Origin of the sequence: Streptomyces galbus, from assembly GCF_005280195.1 — a bacterium.
GTDB classification, from domain to species: domain Bacteria; phylum Actinomycetota; class Actinomycetes; order Streptomycetales; family Streptomycetaceae; genus Streptomyces; species Streptomyces galbus.
The window spans coordinates 109,530-133,446 of the sequence record NZ_SZPR01000023.1 but is presented as its reverse complement, the minus strand read 5'-3'; the positions used below and the strand labels follow the sequence as shown (position 1 = coordinate 133,446).

Here is a 23,917-nt window from a genome sequence, read left to right as displayed (position 1 = left end):
CCCGCCCCCACCCAACTCCGGCCCCGGCGCTGCCCCGACGACGTCACCCCTGTAAGAGTTCGCCGCCCCCCACGACGTCACCCCTGCGAGACCTCGCCGCCTCTACGACACCTCCCCCCGCCCCTGTCGCGGCAGCCCCAGCTCCGCCGCCACCGCCGAGTTGCAGTACTCGCGGACCGCGCTGGTCCGTGCCACCACGCGCCCCCGGTGGATCACGATCCTGCTGTACGCGAGCGACAGCACGGCCGCAAGCCGGTCGCCGCGCACCGCCAGCAGGTCGGCCGGGAAGCCCGCCTCCACCCGTACCTCGGGCAGGCCCAGCACCGCCCGTGCGGAGGTGCTGACGGCGTCGTAGGCGTCCTCGGGGCGCAGGCCGTGGCGGGAGGCCAGCAGGTAGGCCGCCTCCAGCGGGTCGCCCCGGCCCACCGGGTTGGACACGTCGCGCAGGGCGCCGCTGCCCGCCGCGAGGCGCACGCCGGCCGCGCGCAGCAGGCGTACGGGCGCCGTGCCGTGGCCCTCCACGCCCCCGCAGCCGCCCTGCGGCAGGCACACCACGGTGATGCCCGCGGCGGCGAGCTGGTCGGCGGTGCGTGAGGCCGCGTCGGCGGGCAGCCGGGCCAGGCTGCCGCACGGGCTGAGGGTGACCCCGGGGCGCAGGCCGCCCGCCATGGCCGCCACGCGCGCGAGGCGGGCCGGGTCGGCGGCGTCGGTGTGCAGGTCGACGGGGGAGCCGTGTTCGGAGGCGACCTCCAGGACGGCCTCCACGTACCCCGTGGGGTCGGGGTCGAGGTCCGGGCAGCCGCCGACCACCGAGGCGCCCATCTTCAGCGCGTCGCGCAGCATCGCGAGCCCGTCCGCGCCGGCCGCCCCGGTCAGGAGCCGGGGGACCGCCACCGTGGTCAGCTCGGCGAGGCCGCGCAGGGAGCGCCGGGCCTGCAGGACGGCGCCCAGCGCGCCCAGGCCCTGGACGTCGCCCACGCGCACGTGCGCGCGCGCCGCGGTCGCGCCGTGGCCGAGCTGGAGCAGGGCCGCCTCCGTGGCGCGGCGCTGGACGTCCTCGGGGACGTACGAGACGGGACCGTCGGTGTCGGCGGACAGGGCCGTGTCGGCGTGGGCGTGGGGCTCGGCGGGGGCGGGCAGCAGGAGGTAGCCGGTCAGGTCGACGCGCGAGCCGCAGGCCGGTCCGGCGGCCAGGCTGCCCGCGGTGCCCACCGCCTCGATCCGTCCGCCGCCCAGCCGGACGTCCACGGTGCGGCCGTCGGTGAGACGGGCGCCGCACAGCAGGAGGGCGGTCGGGTCCGGCTGCCCCGCGGGGCCCGGTGAGGACGACGAGGGGGGCTGCTGCGGCTGGCTGTCGGGCATCGCACTCCAGGGGCAAGATCACGCAGAGTGAGTCGAGCCTAGGGCGGCGGTACGGCGGTGTCGGGGAGGAGCGCAATAGTCGTACCGGCGTGGCCTGGGCGTACGGGCGCGGGGGCGTGCGGCCCGCCGGTGCGGTGCGCGGCCCCGCGCGTGGACGGGCCGTCGGACGGTCACGGAGCGCTCGTGGCGGGGTCGCTCGGGGGCCCCGGAGGGGGCCGCGCGGAGGGCCCGGTCGAAGGGCGCGAAACGGATTTGGGCGAACGGCCGGGGACCGTGTAATGTCTTCATCGCTCGCCCCAATAGCTCAGTCGGCAGAGCGTCTCCATGGTAAGGAGAAGGTCAACGGTTCGATTCCGTTTTGGGGCTCTGGTGAGAGAGGTTCCCGTCGTGAGACGGGTTCCGATTGATCCGAAGCGGTGTAGCTCAGTCGGTAGAGCAAGCGGCTCATAATCGCTGTGTCACCGGTTCAAGTCCGGTCACCGCTACTGACAGTAGCCGATTGTGGGGTCGGTCCTTCGATCGGCTACTCTTCTTTGCGTTGAAACAGTCCATCCGTTCGTCTTAGGAGCACTCACGTGGCTGCCACCGACGTCCGCCCGAAGATCACGCTGGCCTGCGTGGAGTGCAAGGAGCGGAACTACATCACCAAGAAGAACCGGCGTAACAACCCGGATCGTCTGGAGATGAAGAAGCACTGCCCGCGTTGCAACGCGCACACCGCGCACCGCGAAACGCGATAATTCAGGCTCGTACACGAGGCCGCCCCCGCAGTCGGGGGGCGGCCTCGTGTCGTTCCGGCCCCGGTTACCGGCCGGTTCCGGCCGGCCGCGGGCTGACCACGAGGTCAACCACAGCCAACATCAGGAGGTGCCGGGCCATGGCGCTCGACCAGTCCTTCGTGGGGCGGACCTACCCGCCCACCGAGCCCTACGAAGTGGGCCGGGAGAAGATCCGCGAGTTCGCCGAGGCGGTGGGCGACACCAACCCCGCGTACACGGACCCGGAGGCCGCGAAGGCGCTCGGGCACCCCGATGTGATCGCCCCGCCGACCTTTGTGTTCGCCATCACCTTCAAGGCCGCCGGCCAGGTCGTGCGCGACCCGCAGCTCGGCCTCGACTACGACCGCGTGGTGCACGGGGACCAGAAGTTCTCCTACGTCCGTCCCCTGCGCGCCGGCGACCGGCTCACCGTGACCTCCACGATCGAGACGATCCGGTCCATGGCCGGCAACGAGATCCTGGACGTCCGCGGCGAGGTGCACGACGAGGCCGGCGAGCACGTGGCCACCGCGTGGACCAAGCTCGTCGCGCGCGGGGCCGACGCCGACGGAAACACCGCGGCAGGGGAGGCGTGAGCACCACCATGACGGCGAAGATCGCTTACGACGACGTCGAGGTCGGCACCGAGCTGCCCGCGCGGACGTTCCCCGTGACCCGGGACACCCTCGTGCGGTACGCGGGGGCCTCCGGGGACTTCAACCCCATCCACTGGAACGAGAGGTTCGCCAAGGAGGTCGGACTGCCGGACGTCATCGCGCACGGCATGTTCACCATGGCCGAGGCGATCCGGGTGGTCACCGACTGGACCGGCGACCCCGGCGCGGTCGTCGAGTACGGCGTGCGCTTCACCCGGCCCGTCGTCGTGCCCGACGACGACAAGGGAGCCGTGATCGAGGTCACCGGCAAGGTCGCCGCCAAGCTGGACGACCGCACCGTCCGCGTGGACCTCACGGTCACCAGCGGCGGCCAGAAGGTGCTCGGCATGTCCCGCGCGGTCGTCCGACTGGCGTGAGCCCCACGGCGCACGCCGGCCGGGCGGGCGCCTGAGCCGGGTAAGAGGCGCCCGCCAGGAGAGCGCCTCTTACCCGAGCGGGTACGTCCTACCCGGCCGGAGCCCGGGAAATGCGCGCCGCACGCGTGAGCCGGGAAACGGCACGCGGGCGCCCACGGCCGCACCGCCGGCTCGACGGCTCGGCCCCCGGAGGGTCTCGTAGGGTGGGACCGTGCAGGTACTTCACGATGTTCCCCTCGCCCCCCTGACCACCTTCCGGCTCGGTGGGCCCGCGGCGCGCCTGGTGACCGCCACGACCGACGCCGAGGTCGTCGAGGCCGTGCGGGAGGCCGACGCCGCCGGGACGCCGCTGCTGGTCGTCGGCGGCGGGTCGAACCTCGTCATCGGGGACAAGGGCTTCGACGGGACCGCGCTGAAGATCGCCACGCGCGGGTTCGAGCTCGTCGGCAACCGGCTGGAGCTGGCCGCCGGCGAGGTGTGGACCGACGCCGTCGGCCGCACGGTCGAGGCCGGCCTCGCGGGCATCGAGTGCCTGGCCGGCATCCCCGGCTCCGCCGGCGCCACGCCGATCCAGAACGTCGGCGCGTACGGCCAGGAGGTGTCCAGCACCATCACCGAGGTCGTCGCCTACGACCGCACGTCCGGCGAGACCGTCGCGCTGTCCGGCGCCGAGTGCGCCTTCTCCTACCGGCACAGCCGCTTCAAGGCCGACCCCGAGCGCTACGTCGTCCTGCGCGTCCGCTTCGAGCTGGAGGACGCCGGGGGACTGTCCGCGCCCCTGAAGTACGCCGAGACCGCCCGCGCGCTGGGCGTCGAGCCGGGCGACCGCGTGCCGCTCGCCGACGCGCGCGAGACCGTGCTGAAGCTGCGCGCCGGGAAGGGCATGGTGCTCGACCCCGAGGACCACGACACCTGGTCCGCCGGGTCCTTCTTCACCAACCCGATCCTCACCGACGCCGACTTCGCGGCCTTCCACGCGCGCGTGAAGGAGCGGCTGGGCGCGGACGCCGAGCCGCCCGCCTACCCGGCCGGCCCCGGCCGCACCAAGACCTCCGCCGCCTGGCTGATCGACAAGGCCGGCTTCACCAAGGGCTACGGCAGCGGGCCCGCCCGCATCTCCACCAAGCACACCCTCGCCCTGACCAACCGGGGCGGGGCCACCACGGAGGACCTGCTGGCGCTGGCCCGCGAGGTCGTCGCCGGGGTGCGCGAGGCGTTCGGCGTCACCCTGGTCAACGAGCCGGTGACGGTGGGCGTCCAGCTCTGAGGCGCCCGGCGGCCCCCGCGGCCCCGACGTGCGCCGGGCACACGCCCTGGGCGACGGCCCCCGCGGCTCCCCGGGGCCCCGCCGGCCCCGGCGCTACGCCGGATCCGCCGCCAGCCAGTCGTCCACGCCCGCCAGCAGCTTGGTCCGCACGTCCTCCGGGGCCGCCGAGCCGCGGATCGACTGGCGGGCCAGTTCTGCCAGTTCCCGGTCGGTGAAGCCGTGGTGGCGGCGGGCCAGCTCGTACTGGGCGGCGAGGCGCGCGCCGAACAGGAGCGGGTCGTCGGCGCCCAGGGCCATCGGGACGCCCGCTGCGAAGAGCGTGCGCAGCGGCACGTCCTCCGGCTTCTCGTAGACGCCGAGCGCCACGTTGGACGTGGGGCACACCTCGCAGGTGATCTGCCGGTCGGCGAGCCGCTGCAGCAGCCGCGGGTCCTCCGCCGCGCGCACGCCGTGGCCGATGCGCGAGGCGTGCAGGTCGTCCAGGCAGTCGCGGACCGACGCCGGGCCGGTCAGCTCGCCGCCGTGCGGCGCCGACAGCAGCCCGCCCTCGCGCGCGATGTGGAAGGCGCGGTCGAAGTCGCGCGCCATGCCCCGGCGTTCGTCGTTGGACAGGCCGAAGCCGACCACGCCCCGGTCGGTGTAGCGCACCGCGAGCCGCGCGAGGGTGCGCGCGTCCAGCGGGTGCTTCATCCGGTTGGCGGCGACCAGGACGCGCATGCCGAGGCCCGTCTCGCGGCCGGCCGTGTCCACCGCGTCCAGGATGACCTCCATCGCCGCGATCAGACCGCCGAGGCGTGGCGCGTACGACGTCGGGTCCACCTGGATCTCCAGCCAGCCCGAGCCGTCCCTGATGTCCTCCTCGGCTGCCTCGCGGACCAGCCGCTGGATGTCCTCCGGCGCCCTGATGCACGAGCGCGCGGCGTCGTACAGCCGCTGGAAGCGGAACCAGCCGCGCTCGTCCGTCGCCCGCAGCCGGGGCGGTTCCCCGCCGGTCAGCGCCTCGGTCAGGGCCTCCGGCAGGCGCACCCCGTACTTGTCGGCCAGCTCCAGCAGGGTCGCCGGCCGCATCGAGCCGGTGAAGTGCAGGTGCAGATGGGCTTTCGGCAGCTCAGAGACATCACGTACACGCTCCATCCCAGGATCCTGCCGTACGGCGGCGTCCTCCCGGAAGCGGATTCCCCGGACGGGGCCTTGCCCGAACGGAGGAACGCAAACGGACAGGGCACCCCGGGACGTGCCCGGGGTGCCCTGTCGAGGCGGACGCGGGTCAGTCCCGCGCCTCCGCCAGCAGCTTCTGGATCCGGCTGACGCCCTCCACCAGGTCCTCGTCCCCGAGGGCGTAGGACAGCCGCAGGTAGCCCGGCGTGCCGAACGCCTCACCCGGGACGACCGCGACCTCGGCCTCCTCCAGGATGAGCGCGGCCAGCTCGACCGTGTCCTGCGGGCGCCTGCCGCGGATCTCCTTGCCGAGGAGCGCCTTGACCGACGGGTAGGCGTAGAACGCGCCCTCGGGCTCCGGGCAGAGCACGCCGTCGATCTCGTTGAGCATCCGCACGATGGTCCGGCGGCGCCGGTCGAACGCCTCGCGCATCGTGTCGACGGCCGACAGGTCGCCGGAGACCGCGGCGAGCGCCGCGGCCTGCGCGACGTTGGAGACGTTGGACGTGGCGTGCGACTGGAGGTTCGTCGCGGCCTTGACGACGTCCTTCGGGCCGATGATCCAGCCCACGCGCCAGCCGGTCATCGCGTACGTCTTGGCGACGCCGTTGACCACGATGCACTTGTCGCGCAGCTCGGGCAGGACGGCCGGCAGGGACACGAAGGTCGCGTCGCCGTAGACCAGGTGCTCGTAGATCTCGTCGGTCAGCACCCACAGGCCGTGCTCGACGGCCCAGCGGCCGATCGCCTCGGCCTCCTCGGCGCTGTAGACCGCACCGGTCGGGTTGGAGGGGGAGACGAACAGGACGACCTTCGTCCGCTCCGTGCGCGCCGCCTCCAGCTGCTCGACGGAGACCCGGTAGCCGGTCGTCTCGTCGGCGACCACCTCCACCGGGACACCGCCGGCCAGCCGGATCGACTCCGGGTACGTCGTCCAGTACGGCGCGGGGACGATGACCTCGTCGCCCGGGTCGAGGATCGCGGCGAACGCCTCGTAGATGGCCTGCTTGCCGCCGTTGGTGACCAGGATCTGCGCCGGGTCGACCTCGTAGCCCGAGTCGCGCCGGGTCTTCTCGGCGATCGCGGCCTTCAGCTCGGGCAGGCCGCCGGCCGGGGTGTACCGGTGGTACTTGGGGTTCTTGCAGGCCTCGACGGCCGCCTCGACGATGTAGTCGGGCGTCGGGAAGTCGGGCTCACCGGCGCCGAAGCCGATCACCGGACGCCCTGCGGCCTTCAGGGCCTTGGCCTTGGCGTCCACGGCGAGGGTGGCGGACTCGGAGATCGCGCCGATGCGGGCCGAGACCCGGCGCTCGGTGGGAGGGGTTGCAGCGCTCATGGGGCCCATGGTTCCAGACCCGAAACCTGCCCGGCACGCCGGTTTCACGGAGTGGGAACCGAGCGGGGAGCCGACAGAACATCAGACTGATTCCCGCCAAGAGCACTTTCCGTTCGACGAGGTGCCCCAGGACCACGTACACTCACACGTCGTTGGCCTCCAGCAGCCGTGCCGCCGTCGGTGCACACCGAGCACCCGGGTGGATGCGGTAGGTTGGGGGACACGCAAAGGGTCGTAGCTCAATTGGTAGAGCACCGGTCTCCAAAACCGGCGGTTGGGGGTTCAAGTCCCTCCGGCCCTGCTTCACACACCTTCGCCAGGATGTGTGCGCAGGTACGTACAGCAATGCACCGCCGTGCGGCTCAGACCGGGCGCGGCACGGCCACGACCCGGGATCAGGTGAGGACGAATGGCGGACGCCGTGGGCTCCATCGACACGCCTGATGCTCAGGACGAGGCGCCGGAGAACCAGAGGAAGTCCCGCAAGGGCGGCAAGCGCGCCAAGAAGGGCCCGCTGAAGCGGCTCGCGCTCTTCTACCGGCAGATCGTCGCGGAGCTCCGCAAGGTCGTCTGGCCGACGCGCAACCAGCTCACGTCGTACACGACCGTGGTGATCTTCTTCGTCGCCATCATGATCGCCGTGGTGACCGTGATTGACTATGGGCTCAGCCACGCCGCCAAGTACGTCTTCGGCTGAGTCGAGAGCGAAGGGCGCCGAGGTATCCGGCGCCCGTTTCGCATGTTCCACCCCTATGTATCCAGGAAGAAGCAGCCACCGTGTCTGACCAGAACCTGAACGACGCCGTCGAGCCACGTGGAGAAGGCGTCGAGTCCGTCGACGACGAGCTCGACATCGTCGGGGGCGCGGACGAGGACCTGGACGAGGCCGAGGCTGCCGACGCGGAGGCCGCCGAGGACGCCGCGCTGCTCGCCGAGGACGACGCGCCGGCCGAGGACGACGAGGCCGCTGAGGACGGCGAGTCCGTCGAGGCCGCCGAGTCCGGGGAGTCCGCCGACGGCACGGTCGACACCGAGGAGGCCGGCGCCGACGAGGCCGAGGCCGCCGAGGAGGAGCCCGCCGAGCCCGTGGACCCGGTCCAGGCCCTGCGCGAGGAGCTGCGCTCCCTGCCCGGCGAGTGGTACGTCATCCACACCTACGCCGGCTACGAGAACCGCGTGAAGACCAACCTGGAGCAGCGCGCCGTCTCGCTGAACGTCGAGGACTACATCTTCCAGGCCGAGGTGCCGCAGGAAGAGGTCGTCCAGATCAAGAACGGCGACCGCAAGACGATCAAGCAGAACAAGCTGCCCGGTTACGTCCTGGTCCGCATGGACCTGACGAACGAGTCCTGGGGCGTCGTCCGCAACACCCCGGGCGTCACCGGCTTCGTCGGCAACGCCTACGACCCGTACCCGCTGACCCTGGACGAGATCGTCAAGATGCTCGCCCCGGAGGCCGAGGAGAAGGCCGCCCGCGAGGCCGCCGAGGCCGAGGGCAAGCCGGCGCCGCAGCGCAAGGTCGAGGTCCAGGTGCTGGACTTCGAGGTCGGCGACTCGGTCACCGTCACGGACGGCCCCTTCGCCACCCTCCAGGCCACGATCAACGAGATCAACGCCGACTCCAAGAAGGTCAAGGGTCTCGTCGAGATCTTCGGCCGGGAGACCCCGGTCGAGCTGAGCTTCGACCAGATCCAGAAGAACTAGCTCCGCACCGGAGCGGGCTCTTCCCCACGAACCCCGAGCAGGTCAGACCGGCTGTCCAGCTTGTCTGACCTGCTCGTTTTTGGCCGCGCATCCATACCCGTTATCGTTGTGCGGTATGCCTGCGTCAGGGTCGCGACCCGGGCGCGGGCATGGACCCGAAGGAAAGGACCCGGAGAGCAATGCCTCCCAAGAAGAAGAAGGTCACGGGGCTCATCAAGCTCCAGATCAACGCCGGTGCGGCGAACCCCGCCCCGCCGGTCGGCCCCGCGCTGGGTCAGCACGGCGTCAACATCATGGAGTTCTGCAAGGCGTACAACGCCGCGACCGAGTCGCAGCGTGGCTGGGTGATCCCGGTGGAGATCACGGTCTACGAGGACCGCTCCTTCACCTTCATCACCAAGACGCCGCCGGCCGCCAAGATGATCCTCAAGGCCGCGGGTGTCGAGAAGGGCTCCGGCGAGCCGCACAAGACCAAGGTCGCCAAGATCACCGAGGCGCAGGTCCGCGAGATCGCCCAGACCAAGCTCCCCGACCTGAACGCCAACGACCTGGACGCCGCGTCGAAGATCATCGCCGGCACCGCCCGCTCCATGGGCATCACGGTCGAGGGCTGAGCCCCAACCCCCCAGCAGAAGTAGTGGAAGGGCCTGCTCGGCCCGCACCACGACTCCTAAGAACACATCAGGAGCAGTAGTGAGCAAGCGCAGCAAGTCTCTCCGCGCTGCGGACGCCAAGGTCGACCGGGAGAAGCTCTACGCCCCGCTCGAGGCCGTCCGTCTCGCCAAGGAGACCTCCACGACCAAGTTCGACGGCACCGTCGAGGTCGCCTTCCGCCTGGGTGTCGACCCGCGCAAGGCCGACCAGATGGTCCGTGGCACCGTGAACCTCCCGCACGGCACCGGTAAGACCGCCCGGGTCCTGGTCTTCGCGACCGGTGACCGTGCCGAGGCCGCGCGTGCCGCGGGCGCCGACATCGTCGGCGCCGACGAGCTGATCGACGAGGTGTCGAAGGGCCGTCTGGACTTCGACGCCGTCGTCGCCACCCCGGACCTCATGGGCAAGGTCGGCCGCCTCGGCCGCGTCCTCGGCCCCCGTGGTCTGATGCCGAACCCGAAGACCGGCACCGTCACCCCCGACGTGGCCAAGGCCGTCACCGACATCAAGGGCGGCAAGATCGAGTTCCGCGTCGACAAGCACTCGAACCTGCACTTCATCATCGGCAAGGTGTCCTTCGACGACGCCAAGCTGGTGGAGAACTACGGCGCCGCGCTGGAGGAGATCCTCCGTCTGAAGCCGTCCGCCGCCAAGGGCCGCTACATCAAGAAGGCCGCCCTCTCCACCACGATCGGCCCCGGCATCCCGCTGGACCCGAACCGCACCCGCAACCTCCTCGTCGAGGAGGACCCGGCGTCGGTCTGAGACCCCGGTCTGCCGACGGGCCCCGCACCTTCCGAGGTGCGGGGCCCGTTCCCGTTCCCGTTCCCGGGCGCCCCGCCCCCGCGGTCGCGGGTGCGGAACTTTCCCGGAGCGCACGCCCTCTTCTGGGCTAGCGTGCGATGAGGGTCATCGCCGGGGGGAGGCACGGATGCGGGTCACGAGGGCGGGCCGGGCGCTGGTGTCGGCGGCACTGGTGACCGCGGCCGCGCTGACCGGGACGTCGTGCACGGGGTCCTCCGCGGGGCGGCCCGCGGCGAGGCCGACGGCCACCTCCGCCTCCACCGCGGCGTCCCTCGCCGCCCTGCGCGCCGCCCAGCGGGCCACCGACGGCGCGGCCTCCGCCCGGGTGCGCTCCACGACCGCCATGGGCGGCCAGCTCTCGCTGCGGGCCGACGGCGCGCTGCGCTGGCGCGGCCACCACCGGCGCCCTGACCATCACGTACACCGGCGGCGCCACGGCCGAGCAGATGCGGGCGCTGGGCGTGACGTCGATGCAGGCCCGCTACCTGCCGGACGCCTACTACGCGCGCCTGGGCGACGCGTTCGCCCGCAGGGCGGGCGGCCGGCACTGGATCCGCTACGCCTACGACGACCTGGACGCCCTCGACGGCGCCGCCGGGGCCGGCTTCGCCGAGCAGGTCCGCAACACCACCCCCGGCCAGTCGGTGAAGCTGCTGCTGGAGTCCGACGACGTCCGCCGCGCCGGCACGGACACGGTCGCGGGCCGCCGTACGACGCACTACACGGGCAGCGTCGAGGTGGCCGACGTCTCCGACGCGGAACTGCGCGGCCAGCTCACCCGGGCCGGGGTGACCGGCGGGACCGTGGACGTCTGGGTCGACGGGCGCGACCTGCTGGTGAAGAAGGTGGAGAAGGGCCGCACCACCAGCGGCGGCTACACGCAGACCGCGTACTACAGCGACTACGGCACTCAGGTCGCGGTCACCGCGCCGCCCGCCGGGGACACCGCCGACTTCACGGAGCTGGCCCCGCAGTCCTGAACAGTCCTGAGCGGTCCTGAGAAATCCCGGAGACGGCGGCGGGCCGCCCGGATACGCTCGGGCCGGGTAAAGAGAACGTCATGCAACCGCGAGGTGCGGGGGGACCGGGATCATGAAGACGACGATGTACGGCTCGGCGGGGGCGGTGCTGCTCCTGACCGGGGCCGTGGCCTGCCAGGGCGGCGGCTCCGACGGGCAGGGCGCGCAGCGGTCCGCGGCCCAGGTGCTGACCGCGGCCTTCGAGAAGACCACCGAGGCCAAGTCGGCCCGGGTGACCATGACCATGTCGACGCCGGACACCATGAAGGACGGCGGGGACATGACGGCGAGCGGCGTCATCGGCTGGGACCCCGCCGTCATGGACCTCACCATGAAGGGCTCCGCGCTGGCCGCCGAGCCGGACGCCCCGGAGAAGGTCCGGATGATCTGGCGCGACAACGTCATGTACATGGATATGGGCGAGGCCGCCGCGCGCGAGGCCGAGCTGGGCGGCAAGCGCTGGATGAAGATGGACCTCGGCGCGCTCGCCAAGGAGGCTGGCGGGGACGCGCTCGGCCGGAAGATGAGCGGCGGCCTGGCGGACATGAACCAGGACCCCGCCCAGCAGCTCGCGATGCTGCTCGACTCGCCCAACCTCAAGCACCTGGGGAGCGAGAAGATCGCCGGGCAGCGGGCCGAGCACTACAAGGGCACGCTGACCGTCCAGGAGATGCTGGACTCCAACGACTCCCTCGACCTCCTCGGCCCCGCCGAGCGCCGTAAGCTGCTCGGCAGCATCGAGAAGTCCGGGATCAAGGGCTACGACACCGAGGTCTGGGTCAACGAGGACGACCTGCCGGTGCGGATGGACGTCGCCATGGACACCCCCGAGGGCACCGTCGAGATGAGCATGACCTACGCCGACTACGGCGCGAAGGCCGAGGTCACCGTGCCCCCGGCCGCCCAGACCTTCGACTTCCTGGAGATGTTCCGGGACCTCGGGGAGGCGGGCCGGACGTGACCCGTACGGACGGATTTGCTTGACGGCGACCCGTTCCCGTACTCTCCTACAGAAGCCAAAGACCGCTGGTCGTTGCCGTGCGCCTGAAGGGGTGCGCGGTGGCCGAAGGATCCGCTGCAAAGTGGACGACCCGCGCAGGTGACTGTGGAAGAACTCCCGGAGCATGTGCGTCCTCGTGCGTGCGCCCGGTCGAGTCCGCCCCGAGCGCCTGCGCCGGGGCGTTTCGTTTTCTCAGTCCTCCTTCGGGTCCGCGCGGTCAGAATCACCCGGAAGGAGGCCGAGGCTCTATGGCGAGGCCCGACAAGGCTGCCGCGGTGGCCGAGTTGACGGAGCAGTTCCGCAACTCCAGCGCTGCCGTGCTGACCGAGTACCGCGGTCTCACCGTGGCACAGCTCAAGACGCTGCGCCGGTCGCTCGGTGAGAACGCCCAGTACGCCGTGGTGAAGAACACGCTGACCAAGATTGCGGCCAACGAGGCCGGGATCTCGACGCTGGACGACCTGTTCAACGGTCCGACGGCAGTCGCCTTCGTCACCGGTGACCCGGTGGAGTCGGCGAAGGGTCTGCGCGACTTCGCCAAGGACAACCCGAACCTCGTCATCAAGGGCGGTGTCCTTGACGGCAAGGCGCTGTCCGCCGACGAGATCAAGAAGCTTGCGGACCTCGAGTCCCGCGAGGTTCTGCTCTCCAAGCTGGCGGGTGCCATGAAGGGCAAGCAGACGCAGACTGCTCAGCTCCTCCAGGCGCTCCCGACGAAGCTGGTCCGCACGCTGGACGCGCTTCGCGCCAAGCAGGACGAGCAGGGCGGTGCCGAGTAATTCGGCTCGCATCATGACCGCCGCCCCGGCAGCGGTCTAGCGGGCCAACGTACGCCCGCCACTCATGTACATCCGGCACCTGCCGAATAGTGGAAGGAAAGCCATCGTGGCTCTCACCCAGGACGAACTGCTTGCCGAGTTCGAGAACATGACCCTCATCCAGCTTTCCGAGTTCGTGAAGGCGTTCGAGGAGAAGTTCGACGTCACCGCCGCCGCCGCGGCCGTCGTCGCCGCCGCCCCGGGCGCCCCCGGCGCCCCGGTCGAGCAGGCCGAGGAGAAGGACGAGTTCGACGTCGTCCTCACCGGTGCCGGCGAGAAGAAGATCCAGGTCATCAAGGTCGTGCGCGAGCTCACCTCCCTGGGCCTCAAGGAGGCCAAGGACCTGGTCGACGGCACCCCGAAGCCGGTCCTCGAGAAGGTCAACAAGGAGCAGGCCGACAAGGCCGCCGAGGCCCTCAAGGGCGCCGGTGCCTCCGTCGAGGTCAAGTAACACCCCTGAGGTTCCCCGGAACCTCTCTGCGTGACGAGAACGGCCCCGCGGGGCTGTAACGCGAACGCACCGAAGAGCGATCATCCATCCGGGTGGTCGCTCTTCGGCGTTCCTGGGGGCGCGGCCACGGTTGCCTTGCGCCCCTGTTCAACGGGGGTATGGTGATCTTCGTCGTGTCTCCGGACGCCCCTGGTGCGGGCCGGGGGGCCTTGACGAACCGCACGCAGCGCGCAATTCTCAGGACGCGTCGTCACAACGGTCCGAATCCGAGGCATGGATCGGCGGCGAAGAGGGCAGTATCAACGTGCGTTGAGGGCAGACATGCCGCAGGCGTTGAGGACAGCGAGGGTGTTTGAAAACCGGGCTGCAAACCGGGAGTGGACATCAGTGTGCCAAGTGGCTACACTGACCCTTTGCGCTGCCTGTTAGCTGTCCCCTGCCCGTCACCAGGGGTCTGCCCTCGCCTCAGCACGGACGACCGGAACTTCTCCCCCGGAGGATTCCCGTCTCTGCGGCACCGGTGAGGGGCCGGAAGCGCGTAGTGAGTCCGAGCCCTCGGAAGGACCCCCTCTTGGCCGCCTCGCGCAACGCCTCGACCGCGAATACGAACAACGCTGCCAGCACCGCCCCGCTGCGCATCTCTTTTGCAAAGATCAAGGAGCCCCTCGAGGTTCCGAACCTTCTCGCGCTGCAAACCGAGAGCTTCGACTGGCTGCTCGGCAACGACGCGTGGAAGGCTCGCGTCGAGGAGGCCCTCGAGAACGGTCAGGACGTCCCCACCAAGTCCGGTCTGGAGGAGATCTTCGAGGAGATCTCCCCGATCGAGGACTTCTCCGGGTCGATGTCGCTGACGTTCCGCGACCACCGTTTCGAGCCGCCGAAGAACTCCATCGACGAGTGCAAGGAGCGCGACTTCACGTACGCCGCCCCGCTCTTCGTCACGGCCGAGTTCACCAACAACGAGACCGGCGAGATCAAGTCCCAGACGGTCTTCATGGGCGACTTCCCGCTCATGACCAACAAGGGCACCTTCGTCATCAACGGCACCGAGCGTGTCGTCGTGTCGCAGCTCGTCCGTTCGCCGGGCGTGTACTTCGACTCCAGCATCGACAAGACGTCCGACAAGGACATCTTCTCCGCCAAGATCATCCCGTCCCGGGGTGCCTGGCTGGAGATGGAGATCGACAAGCGCGACATGGTCGGCGTCCGCATCGACCGCAAGCGCAAGCAGTCCGTCACCGTCCTGCTCAAGGCGCTCGGCTGGACCACCGAGCAGATCCTCGAGGAGTTCGGCGAGTACGAGTCCATGCGCGCCACCCTGGAGAAGGACCACACCCAGGGCCAGGACGACGCGCTGCTCGACATCTACCGCAAGCTGCGTCCGGGCGAGCCCCCCACGCGTGAGGCCGCGCAGACGCTGCTGGAGAACCTCTACTTCAATCCCAAGCGCTACGACCTGGCCAAGGTCGGCCGCTACAAGGTCAACAAGAAGCTGGGCGCGGACGCCCCGCTGGACGCCGGCATCCTGACCGTCGAGGACATCATCTCGACGATCAAGTACCTGGTGAAGCTGCACGCGGGCGAGACCGAGACCGTCGGTGACAGCGGTACGACGATCGTCGTCGAGACCGACGACATCGACCACTTCGGCAACCGCCGCCTGCGCAGCGTCGGCGAGCTCATCCAGAACCAGGTCCGCACGGGTCTGGCGCGTATGGAGCGTGTCGTCCGCGAGCGGATGACGACCCAGGACGTCGAGGCGATCACGCCGCAGACCCTGATCAACATCCGGCCGGTCGTCGCCTCCATCAAGGAGTTCTTCGGCACCAGCCAGCTCTCGCAGTTCATGGACCAGAACAACCCGCTGTCCGGGCTGACGCACAAGCGTCGTCTGTCCGCGCTCGGCCCGGGTGGTCTCTCCCGTGAGCGGGCCGGCTTCGAGGTCCGTGACGTGCACCCCTCGCACTACGGCCGCATGTGCCCGATCGAGACGCCCGAAGGCCCGAACATCGGTCTGATCGGCTCGCTCGCCTCGTACGGCCGGGTCAACGCGTTCGGTTTCGTCGAGACCCCCTACCGCAAGGTGTTCGAGGGCCAGGTCACCGACGAGGTCGACTACCTGACCGCCGACGAGGAGGACCGCTTCGTCATCGCGCAGGCCAACGCGCCGCTGACGAACGAGCTCCGCTTCGAGGAGAGCCGCGTCCTGGTCCGCCGCCGTGGCGGCGAGGTCGACTACGTCGCTCCCGAGGACGTGGACTACATGGACGTCTCGCCGCGCCAGATGGTGTCGGTCGCGACCGCCATGATCCCCTTCCTCGAGCACGACGACGCCAACCGTGCCCTCATGGGCGCGAACATGATGCGCCAGGCCGTCCCGCTCATCAAGAGCGAGGCGCCGCTCGTCGGCACCGGCATGGAGTACCGCTCCGCGGTCGACGCCGGCGACGTGGTCAAGGCCGAGAAGGACGGTGTGGTCCAGGAGGTCTCCGCGGACTACATCACCACCGCCAACGACGACGGCACGTACATCACGTACCGCCTGGCCAAGTTCTCCCGGTCCAACCAGGGCACCTCGGTCAACCAGAAGGTCATCGTCAACGAGGGCGACCGGATCATCACCGGCCAGGTCCTGGCCGACGGCCCGGCCACCCAGAACGGCGAGATGGCGCTCGGCAAGAACCTGCTGGTCGCGTTCATGCCGTGGGAGGGTCACAACTACGAGGACGCGATCATCCTGTCGCAGCGCCTCGTGCAGGACGACGTCCTCTCCTCGATCCACATCGAGGAGCACGAGGTCGACGCCCGTGACACCAAGCTCGGCCCCGAGGAGATCACCCGGGACATCCCGAACGTCTCCGAGGAGGTCCTCGCCGACCTCGATGAGCGCGGCATCATCCGCATCGGCGCCGAGGTCATCGCCGGCGACATCCTCGTCGGCAAGGTGACCCCCAAGGGCGAGACCGAGCTGACCCCCGAGGAGCGCCTGCTGCGCGCGATCTTCGGTGAGAAGGCCCGTGAGGTCCGTGACACCTCGCTGAAGGTGCCGCACGGCGAGACCGGCAAGGTCATCGGCGTGCGCGTCTTCGACCGCGAGGAGGGCGACGAGCTTCCCCCCGGTGTGAACCAGCTCGTGCGCGTCTACGTCGCGCAGAAGCGCAAGATCACCGACGGTGACAAGCTCGCCGGCCGTCACGGCAACAAGGGCGTCATCTCCAAGATCCTGCCGATCGAGGACATGCCGTTCCTGGAGGACGGCACCCCGGTCGACATCATCCTCAACCCGCTGGGTGTGCCGTCCCGCATGAACCCGGGACAGGTCCTGGAGATCCACCTCGGCTGGCTCGCCAGCCGCGGCTGGGACGTCTCCGGCCTCGCGGAGGAGTGGGCCCAGCGCCTGCAGGTCATCGGCGCCGACCAGGTCGCCCCCGGCACCAACGTCGCGACCCCGGTCTTCGACGGTGCCCGTGAGGACGAGCTGGCGGGTCTGCTGCAGCACACCATCCCGAACCGGGACGGCGAGCGCATGGTGCTCCCGACCGGCAAGGCGCGGCTGTTCGACGGCCGTAGCGGTGAGCCGTTCCCGGACCCGATCTCGGTCGGCTACATGTACATCCTGAAGCTGCACCACCTGGTCGACGACAAGCTGCACGCCCGCTCGACCGGCCCGTACTCCATGATCACCCAGCAGCCGCTGGGTGGTAAGGCCCAGTTCGGTGGCCAGCGCTTCGGCGAGATGGAGGTGTGGGCCCTCGAGGCCTACGGCGCCGCGTACGCCCTCCAGGAGCTGCTGACCATCAAGTCCGACGACGTCACCGGCCGCGTGAAGGTCTACGAGGCCATCGTCAAGGGCGAGAACATCCCCGAGCCCGGCATCCCCGAGTCCTTCAAGGTGCTCATCAAGGAGATGCAGTCGCTCTGCCTGAACGTGGAGGTGCTGTCCAGCGACGGTATGTCCATCGAGATGCGTGACACCGACGAGGACGTCTTCCGCGCTGCGGAGGAGCTCGGCATCGACCTGTCCCGGCGCGAGCCGAGCAGCGTCGAAGAGGTCTGACGGGAGTCCGGCCGGGGCCCGCCACCGTGCGTGGCCCCCGCCGACCCCCAGGCCCCCGTTTCAGACCACAGACTCACGACCCTGAGAGGGATTGACGCATAGTGCTCGACGTCAACTTCTTCGACGAGCTCCGGATCGGCCTGGCCACCGCTGACGACATCCGTCAGTGGAGCCACGGCGAGGTCAAGAAGCCCGAGACCATCAACTACCGCACGCTCAAGCCGGAAAAGGACGGGCTCTTCTGCGAGAAGATCTTCGGTCCGACCCGGGACTGGGAGTGCTACTGCGGCAAGTACAAGCGCGTCCGCTTCAAGGGCATCATCTGCGAGCGCTGTGGCGTCGAGGTCACGCGCGCCAAGGTGCGCCGTGAGCGGATGGGCCACATCGAGCTCGCCGCGCCCGTCACGCACATCTGGTACTTCAAGGGTGTCCCGAGCCGGCTCGGCTACCTGCTGGACCTGGCCCCCAAGGACCTCGAGAAGGTCATCTACTTCGCGGCGTACATGATCACGTTCGTCGACGAGGAGCGCCGCACCCGCGACCTGCCCTCCCTGGAGGCGCACGTCTCGGTCGAGCGCCAGCAGATCGAGAACCGCCGGGACGCCGACCTGGAGGCCCGCGCCAAGAAGCTCGAGACCGACCTGGCCGAGCTCGAGGCCGAGGGTGCCAAGGCCGACGTGCGCCGCAAGGTGCGCGAGGGTGCCGAGCGCGAGATGAAGCAGCTGCGCGACCGTGCGCAGCGCGAGATCGACCGCCTCGACGAGGTGTGGACCCGGTTCAAGAACCTCAAGGTCCAGGACCTCGAGGGCGACGAGCTGCTCTACCGCGAGCTGCGCGACCGCTTCGGCACGTACTTCGACGGTTCGATGGGTGCCGCGGCGCTGCAGAAGCGCCTGGAGTCCTTCGACCTCGACGAGGAGGCCGAGAAGCTCCGCGAGATCATCCGCACCGGCAAGGGCCAGAAGAAGACCCGTGCGCTCAAGCGCCTGAAGGTCGTCTCCGCGTTCCTGCAGACGTCCAACAGCCCCAAGGGCATGGTGCTCGACTGCGTGCCGGTCATCCCGCCGGACCTGCGTCCGATGGTGCAGCTCGACGGTGGCCGCTTCGCGACCTCCGACCTGAACGACCTGTACCGCCGTGTCATCAACCGCAACAACCGCCTGAAGCGGCTTCTCGACCTCGGCGCGCCCGAGATCATCGTGAACAACGAGAAGCGCATGCTCCAGGAGGCCGTCGACGCGCTCTTCGACAACGGCCGCCGCGGCCGCCCGGTCACGGGCCCCGGCAACCGTCCGCTGAAGTCGCTGTCCGACATGCTCAAGGGCAAGCAGGGCCGCTTCCGCCAGAACCTGCTCGGCAAGCGCGTGGACTACTCCGCGCGTTCCGTGATCGTCGTCGGTCCGCAGCTCAAGCTGCACCAGTGCGGTCTGCCGAAGGCGATGGCGCTGGAGCTGTTCAAGCCGTTCGTGATGAAGCGCCTGGTCGACCTGAACCACGCGCAGAACATCAAGTCGGCCAAGCGCATGGTCGAGCGCGGCCGCACCGTGGTGTACGACGTCCTCGAAGAGGTCATCGCCGAGCACCCGGTGCTGCTGAACCGTGCGCCCACCCTGCACCGCCTCGGCATCCAGGCCTTCGAGCCGCAGCTCGTCGAGGGCAAGGCCATCCAGATCCACCCGCTCGTGTGCACCGCGTTCAACGCGGACTTCGACGGTGACCAGATGGCCGTGCACCTGCCGCTGTCCGCGGAGGCGCAGGCCGAGGCCCGCATCCTGATGCTGTCCTCGAACAACATCCTCAAGCCCGCCGACGGCCGTCCGGTGACGATGCCGACCCAGGACATGGTCCTCGGTCTGTTCTTCCTCACCACGGACGCCGAGGGCCGGGGCGTCAAGGGCGAGGGCCGCTCGTTCGCGTCCGTCGCCGAGGCGATCATGGCGTTCGACGCGGGCGAGCTGTCGCTCCAGACGCCGGTCGACATCCGCTTCCCGGTGGGCACCATCCCGCCGCGTGGCTGGACGCCGCCCGCGCGCGAGGAGGGCGAGCCCGAGTGGCAGCAGGGTGACACCTTCCGGCTGAAGACCACGCTGGGCCGTGCGCTCTTCAACGAGCTGCTGCCCGAGGACTACCCGTTCGTCGACTACGAGGTCGGCAAGAAGCAGCTCTCCGAGATCGTCAACGACCTCGCCGAGCGCTACCCGAAGGTCATCGTGGCGGCGACGCTCGACAACCTGAAGGCGGCCGGCTTCTTCTGGGCGACCCGTTCCGGTGTCACCGTGGCCATCTCCGACGTCGTCGTTCCCGAGGCGAAGAAGGAGATCGTCAAGGGCTACGAGGCGCAGGACGAGAAGGTCCAGAAGCAGTACGAGCGCGGTCTGATCACCAAGGACGAGCGCACGCAGGAGCTCATCGCGATCTGGACCAAGGCGACCAACGAGGTCGCCGAGGCGATGAACGACAACTTCCCGAAGACCAACCCGATCTTCATGATGGTGAACTCGGGTGCACGAGGCAACATGATGCAGATGCGTCAGATCGCCGGTATGCGTGGTCTGGTGTCGAACGCGAAGAACGAGACGATCCCGCGTCCGATCAAGGCGTCCTTCCGTGAGGGCCTGTCCGTGCTGGAGTACTTCATCTCCACCCACGGTGCCCGTAAGGGTCTGGCGGACACCGCGCTGCGGACCGCCGACTCGGGTTACCTCACCCGTCGTCTGGTCGACGTCTCCCAGGACGTCATCATCCGCGAGGAGGACTGCGGCACCGAGCGCGGCCTCAAGCTCGTCATCGCCGAGCACGGCGCGGACGGCGTGCTGCGCAAGGCGGACGACGTCGAGACGTCCGTGTACGCGCGCTGCCTCGCCGAGGACATCGTGGTCGACGGCAAGGTGCTGGCCCCGGCCGGCACCGACCTGGGCGACGTCCTCATCGAGGAGCTCGTCCGCCACGGGGTGGAGACGGTCAAGACCCGCTCGGTCCTGACCTGCGAGTCCGCCGTCGGCACGTGCGCCATGTGCTACGGCCGCTCGCTGGCCACCGGCAAGCTGGTCGACATCGGTGAGGCGGTCGGCATCATCGCCGCCCAGTCCATCGGTGAGCCCGGTACCCAGCTCACGATGCGTACCTTCCACACCGGTGGTGTGGCCGGTGACGACATCACCCAGGGTCTGCCGCGTGTCGTCGAGCTCTTCGAGGCCCGTACCCCGAAGGGTGTCGCCCCGATCTCCGAGGCCTCCGGCCGCGTGCGGATCGAGGAGACCGAGAAGACCAAGAAGATCGTCATCACGCCGGACGACGGCAGCGACGAGACGGCCTACCCGATCTCCAAGCGCGCCCGACTCCTGGTCAGCGAGGGCGAGCACGTCGAGGTGGGCCAGAAGCTCACCGTGGGTGCCACCAACCCGCACGACGTGCTGCGCATCCTGGGCCAGCGTGCCGTCCAGGTCCACCTGGTCGGCGAGGTCCAGAAGGTGTACAACTCGCAGGGCGTGTCGATCCACGACAAGCACATCGAGATCATCATCCGGCAGATGCTGCGCCGGGTGACGATCATCGAGTCCGGCGACGCCGAGCTGCTGCCCGGCGAGCTGGTCGAGCGCTCCCGCTTCGAGCAGGAGAACCGTCGTGTGGTCCAGGAGGGCGGTCACCCGGCCTCCGGTCGTCCGCAGCTCATGGGTATCACCAAGGCCTCGCTGGCGACGGAGTCCTGGCTGTCGGCCGCCTCCTTCCAGGAGACGACCCGAGTGCTGACGGACGCGGCGATCAACGCCAAGTCCGACAGCCTCATCGGCCTCAAGGAGAACGTCATCATCGGTAAGCTCATCCCGGCCGGTACGGGTCTGTCCCGCTACCGCAACATCCGGGTGGAGCCGACCGAGGAGGCCAAGGCCGCGATGTACTCGGCCGTCGGCTACGACGACATCGACTACTCGCCGTTCGGCACCGGCTCCGGCCAGGCCGTCCCGCTGGAGGACTACGACTACGGTCCCTACAACCAGTGAGCGGCAGCTCGGCCGGTGAGTAGCTGAGAAGAACCGGAGGGCGGCCACCCCGTGCGCGACGGGGTGGCCGCCCTCCGGCGTGTCCGCGGCCGGTCGGCGGGCGCTCAGCGGCCGGCGAGCTGCCAGGCCGTGACGACGACCGTGGCGACGGCGGCCAGCGTGCCGACGCTGGCGAGCGGCCAGCGGGAGCGCTCCAGGGCCTCCAGGCGCTGCTCGTGGTCGGCGAGCTGTCTGTCGGTCTGGTCGCTGCGCTGGACCAGCAGCGCGAGCGAGCCGTCGATCCGGGCGAAGCCGGCCTCGACGGTGCCGCGCAGCCGCTCCAGCTCGACGGCGACGGCGGTCGGGTCGGGCGGGAGGTGCGGCGGATCGGTCATGGGTCTCTCCGTTCCACGGTGATGCCGTCCCCTCGGTGGTGCGCCGGCGCGGGACCGGCGCGGCACTGGTTCGAACTAGTGTACGAGCATTCCGGTGGTGTCGCTCCGTGTTTGCCGAAGTCGATTTGTGACACAGCGTCACGGCGACTGCCGGTGGCTCGCCCGGAGGGAACCGCGCCCGCCCGTGCCGCGTTGGGTCATGATGGAGGCAGTCAGCCACCGGGGGAGGTGGGTCCGTGTCGTATCCGTCGCCATGGCAGCCGTGGCAGGGGCAGAGCAGTGGGGCCATGCTCGCCTCCCACGCCGACCGCGAGCGCGCCGTCGACGTGCTCAGAGCCGGGTTCAGCGAGGGGCGCCTGCAGCAGCCCGAGTTCGAGAAGCGGGTGGCCCGGGCCTACGAGGCCCGCACGGTCGGCGAGCTGTCCCTGCTGGTCGCCGACCTGCCCCAGGGCCCCGTGGCCGCCCAGCCGGCCCTCCCGCAGCCTTACACCGCCCCCGTGCCGCGCACCTTCCTGCCCGCGCCCGCCCCGCCGACCAACGGCAAGGCGGTCGGCGCCATGGTGTGCGGCATCCTCACCACGATGACCATGGGCCTGACCGGCCTCCCGGCGGTGATCCTCGGGCACACCGCCCGCGCGGAGATCCGCCGCACCGGCGAGGGCGGTGACGGGTTCGCGCTGGCCGGCCTGATCCTGGGCTGGCTGTCGGTCGCGGGCTGGGCGGTGGTGGTGGTGATCCTCACCCTGGCGACGGCCTCCGGCACCTGACGCGGTGCGCGAGCGGACGCCACCCGCCCCCTACGGGATCCCCAGCTCGAAGATCACGTAGTGCGCGTACCAGCCCGACGCCACCGCCGCCGTCGTGAAGAACACCGTCAGCGTCGGCCACCTCAGCCGGCCCAGGGCGGCCGCGGGCGCCAGCAGCAGCGGGAAGGCGGGCAGCAGGTAGCGGCCGGTGTTCCCGAACATCTGCTGGGTGCCGAGCACCGTCAGGACGCTCGCCAGGGTGTACGCCACCAGCACCAGCGGCGGCTTCCTGCGCAGCATCAGCGCGATCAGGAACGGCAGCGCGATCACCAGCTGCACGCCGAGCAGGTCCGGGACGGAGAACGCGAACAGGTAGTCGTTGTGCCCGACGGCGACGTTGCGCAGCACGTCCAGGGTGTACGCGCCCCCGTCGAAGTAGTGCGCCCACCCCTCGCGCTGGAGCGTGAAGTACGCCGTCAGGTCGCCCATGCTCAGCCCGACCCAGGCGATGTAGGTCAGCAGCCCGAGCGGTGCCGCCACCATCGCGTACACCGGCCCGAGAACGCCCTGTTCGCGCCGACTGTCCGGCCGCAGCAGCGTGACGAGGGCGGCGAGACCCACGGCGCCGATGAGGGCGGCCGAGGTGGGCCGGTTCAGGCCCGCGAAGAAGGCCAGCAGGCCCGCCGCCAGCCAGCGCTTCGTCATCACGCACCAGCAGGCCCAGGCGGCGATCGCGACGAACAGCGACTCCGAGTACACCGCCCACTCGACGCCGGCGCCGGGGGCCACCGCCCACAGTCCGGCGGCGATCGTCCCCGCGCGCGTACCGGCCAGGGCCGCGACCACCGCGTAGATGCCGGCGGCCGCCACGAAGGACGCCAGCACCGACACCAGGATCGCGGAGCCGTACAGGCCGAGGCCGGTGACCTCGGAGACGCCCCGGATCAGGCCGGGGTACAGCGGGAAGAAGGCGACCGAGTTCTGCTGGACCGTGAACAGCCCGCCCGGCGCGAGCGGCTGCAGGGGCCGCGGGTCGTAGCCCTTCTCGGCGACCTGGAGGTACCACCAGCCGTCCCAGGTCTGCAGCACGTCCCACCAGTGGGCGCCGCCGCCGAACCGCGGCTCCTTTTTCCGGTAGTCCCCGGCGTACTCCAGCAGACACGCGAAGATGGTGAGGCCGACGAGCTTGGTGACGCCGTACAGGACGAGCGGGGGCACGTAGGGTCGGGCGGCGGGCGGCAGCGACAGGCGGCCCGTGCGGGGCCGTCCGGCCCGTTCGCCGGGGCGGGCGGAGTCCTCCGCCGTGTCCCTGGAAGCGGTGCTCATCCCCGCGGTCCCCCCTCGGTCGACCACCGGGCCCGGGGGCGTCCCGCTG

19 protein-coding genes, 3 tRNA genes and 1 pseudogene are annotated in these 23,917 nt (G+C 70.2%); 18 read left to right on the top strand and 5 right to left on the bottom strand.

Annotated features, from left to right (window positions below; translation table 11 throughout):
• Nucleotides 1-102 precede the first annotated feature (102 nt).
• Entirely contained in the window at nucleotides 103-1,362 is a 1,260-nt protein-coding gene (locus E4U92_RS27785) for an amidohydrolase family protein (protein ID WP_137303174.1), read from the bottom strand.
• A gap of 293 nt (nucleotides 1,363-1,655) precedes the next feature.
• Here E4U92_RS27785 and E4U92_RS27780 point away from each other — a divergent pair.
• The 6 genes from E4U92_RS27780 (at nucleotide 1,656) to E4U92_RS27755 (ending at nucleotide 4,420) form a co-directional block, all read left to right on the top strand.
• Nucleotides 1,656-1,728 (top strand) — tRNA-Thr (locus tag E4U92_RS27780).
• Between the two features lie 46 nt (nucleotides 1,729-1,774).
• Nucleotides 1,775-1,847, top strand: a tRNA-Met gene (locus E4U92_RS27775).
• A 90-nt stretch (nucleotides 1,848-1,937) separates the two neighbouring features.
• Nucleotides 1,938-2,102: a 50S ribosomal protein L33 gene (gene rpmG / locus E4U92_RS27770; RefSeq protein WP_003948671.1), complete on the top strand. Its 165-nt coding sequence runs from the start codon at nucleotides 1,938-1,940 to the stop codon at nucleotides 2,100-2,102.
• Nucleotides 2,103-2,239: 137 nt separating this feature from the next.
• Nucleotides 2,240-2,716, top strand: coding sequence for a MaoC family dehydratase N-terminal domain-containing protein (locus E4U92_RS27765; protein WP_137303173.1), 477 nt, complete (start codon nucleotides 2,240-2,242; stop codon nucleotides 2,714-2,716).
• An 8-nt stretch (nucleotides 2,717-2,724) separates the two neighbouring features.
• Nucleotides 2,725-3,153: a MaoC family dehydratase gene (locus tag E4U92_RS27760; protein ID WP_137303198.1), complete on the top strand. Its 429-nt coding sequence runs from the start codon at nucleotides 2,725-2,727 to the stop codon at nucleotides 3,151-3,153.
• A 211-nt stretch (nucleotides 3,154-3,364) separates the two neighbouring features.
• The gene (locus E4U92_RS27755; RefSeq protein WP_137303172.1) at nucleotides 3,365-4,420 is read left to right on the top strand and encodes a UDP-N-acetylmuramate dehydrogenase; all 1,056 of its coding nucleotides are present in this window, start codon (nucleotides 3,365-3,367) and stop codon (nucleotides 4,418-4,420) included.
• A 93-nt stretch (nucleotides 4,421-4,513) separates the two neighbouring features.
• Here the strand turns inward: E4U92_RS27755 and E4U92_RS27750 are convergent, their stop codons facing one another.
• Both E4U92_RS27750 and E4U92_RS27745 read right to left on the bottom strand, forming a co-directional pair.
• A complete protein-coding gene (locus E4U92_RS27750; protein ID WP_137303171.1) occupies nucleotides 4,514-5,554 on the bottom strand; it encodes an adenosine deaminase in 1,041 nt (346 codons plus the stop codon).
• Nucleotides 5,555-5,687: 133 nt separating this feature from the next.
• Complete coding sequence (locus tag E4U92_RS27745; protein ID WP_137303170.1) at nucleotides 5,688-6,914, bottom strand: pyridoxal phosphate-dependent aminotransferase; 1,227 nt, start codon at nucleotides 6,912-6,914, stop codon at nucleotides 5,688-5,690.
• Nucleotides 6,915-7,142: 228 nt separating this feature from the next.
• Between E4U92_RS27745 and E4U92_RS27740 the strand changes: the two genes are divergently transcribed.
• From E4U92_RS27740 to E4U92_RS27685, 11 genes and pseudogenes are all read left to right on the top strand, one after another.
• Nucleotides 7,143-7,215: transfer RNA gene (locus tag E4U92_RS27740), tRNA-Trp, on the top strand.
• A gap of 108 nt (nucleotides 7,216-7,323) precedes the next feature.
• Nucleotides 7,324-7,611, top strand: coding sequence for a preprotein translocase subunit SecE (secE, locus tag E4U92_RS27735; RefSeq protein WP_137303169.1), 288 nt, complete (start codon nucleotides 7,324-7,326; stop codon nucleotides 7,609-7,611).
• Between the two features lie 80 nt (nucleotides 7,612-7,691).
• Nucleotides 7,692-8,618, top strand: coding sequence for a transcription termination/antitermination protein NusG (gene nusG / locus E4U92_RS27730; RefSeq protein WP_137303168.1), 927 nt, complete (start codon nucleotides 7,692-7,694; stop codon nucleotides 8,616-8,618).
• A 179-nt stretch (nucleotides 8,619-8,797) separates the two neighbouring features.
• Complete coding sequence (rplK, locus tag E4U92_RS27725; protein WP_055515278.1) at nucleotides 8,798-9,232, top strand: 50S ribosomal protein L11; 435 nt, start codon at nucleotides 8,798-8,800, stop codon at nucleotides 9,230-9,232.
• Between the two features lie 79 nt (nucleotides 9,233-9,311).
• Nucleotides 9,312-10,037 (top strand): 50S ribosomal protein L1, encoded by a 726-nt coding sequence (gene rplA / locus E4U92_RS27720; RefSeq protein WP_137303167.1) that lies wholly within the window; start codon nucleotides 9,312-9,314, stop codon nucleotides 10,035-10,037.
• A 166-nt stretch (nucleotides 10,038-10,203) separates the two neighbouring features.
• Nucleotides 10,204-11,056: pseudogene (locus tag E4U92_RS27715) on the top strand (SCO4651 family lipoprotein).
• A 112-nt stretch (nucleotides 11,057-11,168) separates the two neighbouring features.
• The gene (locus tag E4U92_RS27710; RefSeq protein ID WP_137303166.1) at nucleotides 11,169-12,056 is read left to right on the top strand and encodes an SCO4651 family lipoprotein; all 888 of its coding nucleotides are present in this window, start codon (nucleotides 11,169-11,171) and stop codon (nucleotides 12,054-12,056) included.
• Nucleotides 12,057-12,343: 287 nt separating this feature from the next.
• Nucleotides 12,344-12,874, top strand: coding sequence for a 50S ribosomal protein L10 (gene rplJ, locus E4U92_RS27705; protein WP_067240382.1), 531 nt, complete (start codon nucleotides 12,344-12,346; stop codon nucleotides 12,872-12,874).
• A 103-nt stretch (nucleotides 12,875-12,977) separates the two neighbouring features.
• Entirely contained in the window at nucleotides 12,978-13,364 is a 387-nt protein-coding gene (gene rplL / locus E4U92_RS27700; RefSeq protein WP_137303197.1) for a 50S ribosomal protein L7/L12, read from the top strand.
• A 571-nt stretch (nucleotides 13,365-13,935) separates the two neighbouring features.
• Complete coding sequence (gene rpoB, locus E4U92_RS27690) at nucleotides 13,936-17,421, top strand: DNA-directed RNA polymerase subunit beta (protein WP_137303165.1); 3,486 nt, start codon at nucleotides 13,936-13,938, stop codon at nucleotides 17,419-17,421.
• A 101-nt stretch (nucleotides 17,422-17,522) separates the two neighbouring features.
• On the top strand, nucleotides 17,523-21,422 hold the full coding sequence (locus tag E4U92_RS27685; RefSeq protein WP_137303164.1) for a DNA-directed RNA polymerase subunit beta': 3,900 nt from the start codon (nucleotides 17,523-17,525) through the stop codon (nucleotides 21,420-21,422).
• A gap of 104 nt (nucleotides 21,423-21,526) precedes the next feature.
• On the opposite strand, the gene E4U92_RS27680 is transcribed toward E4U92_RS27685, so the two are convergent.
• Nucleotides 21,527-21,796, bottom strand: coding sequence for a hypothetical protein (locus E4U92_RS27680; protein WP_137303163.1), 270 nt, complete (start codon nucleotides 21,794-21,796; stop codon nucleotides 21,527-21,529).
• Nucleotides 21,797-22,083: 287 nt separating this feature from the next.
• Here E4U92_RS27680 and E4U92_RS27675 point away from each other — a divergent pair, with 287 nt between their 5' ends.
• A complete protein-coding gene (locus tag E4U92_RS27675; protein ID WP_137303162.1) occupies nucleotides 22,084-22,563 on the top strand; it encodes a DUF1707 and DUF4190 domain-containing protein in 480 nt (159 codons plus the stop codon).
• A 30-nt stretch (nucleotides 22,564-22,593) separates the two neighbouring features.
• Here E4U92_RS27675 and E4U92_RS27670 read toward each other — a convergent pair whose 3' ends face one another.
• Nucleotides 22,594-23,868, bottom strand: coding sequence for a glycosyltransferase family protein (locus E4U92_RS27670; protein WP_137303161.1), 1,275 nt, complete (start codon nucleotides 23,866-23,868; stop codon nucleotides 22,594-22,596).
• Nucleotides 23,869-23,917: the final 49 nt, after the last annotated feature.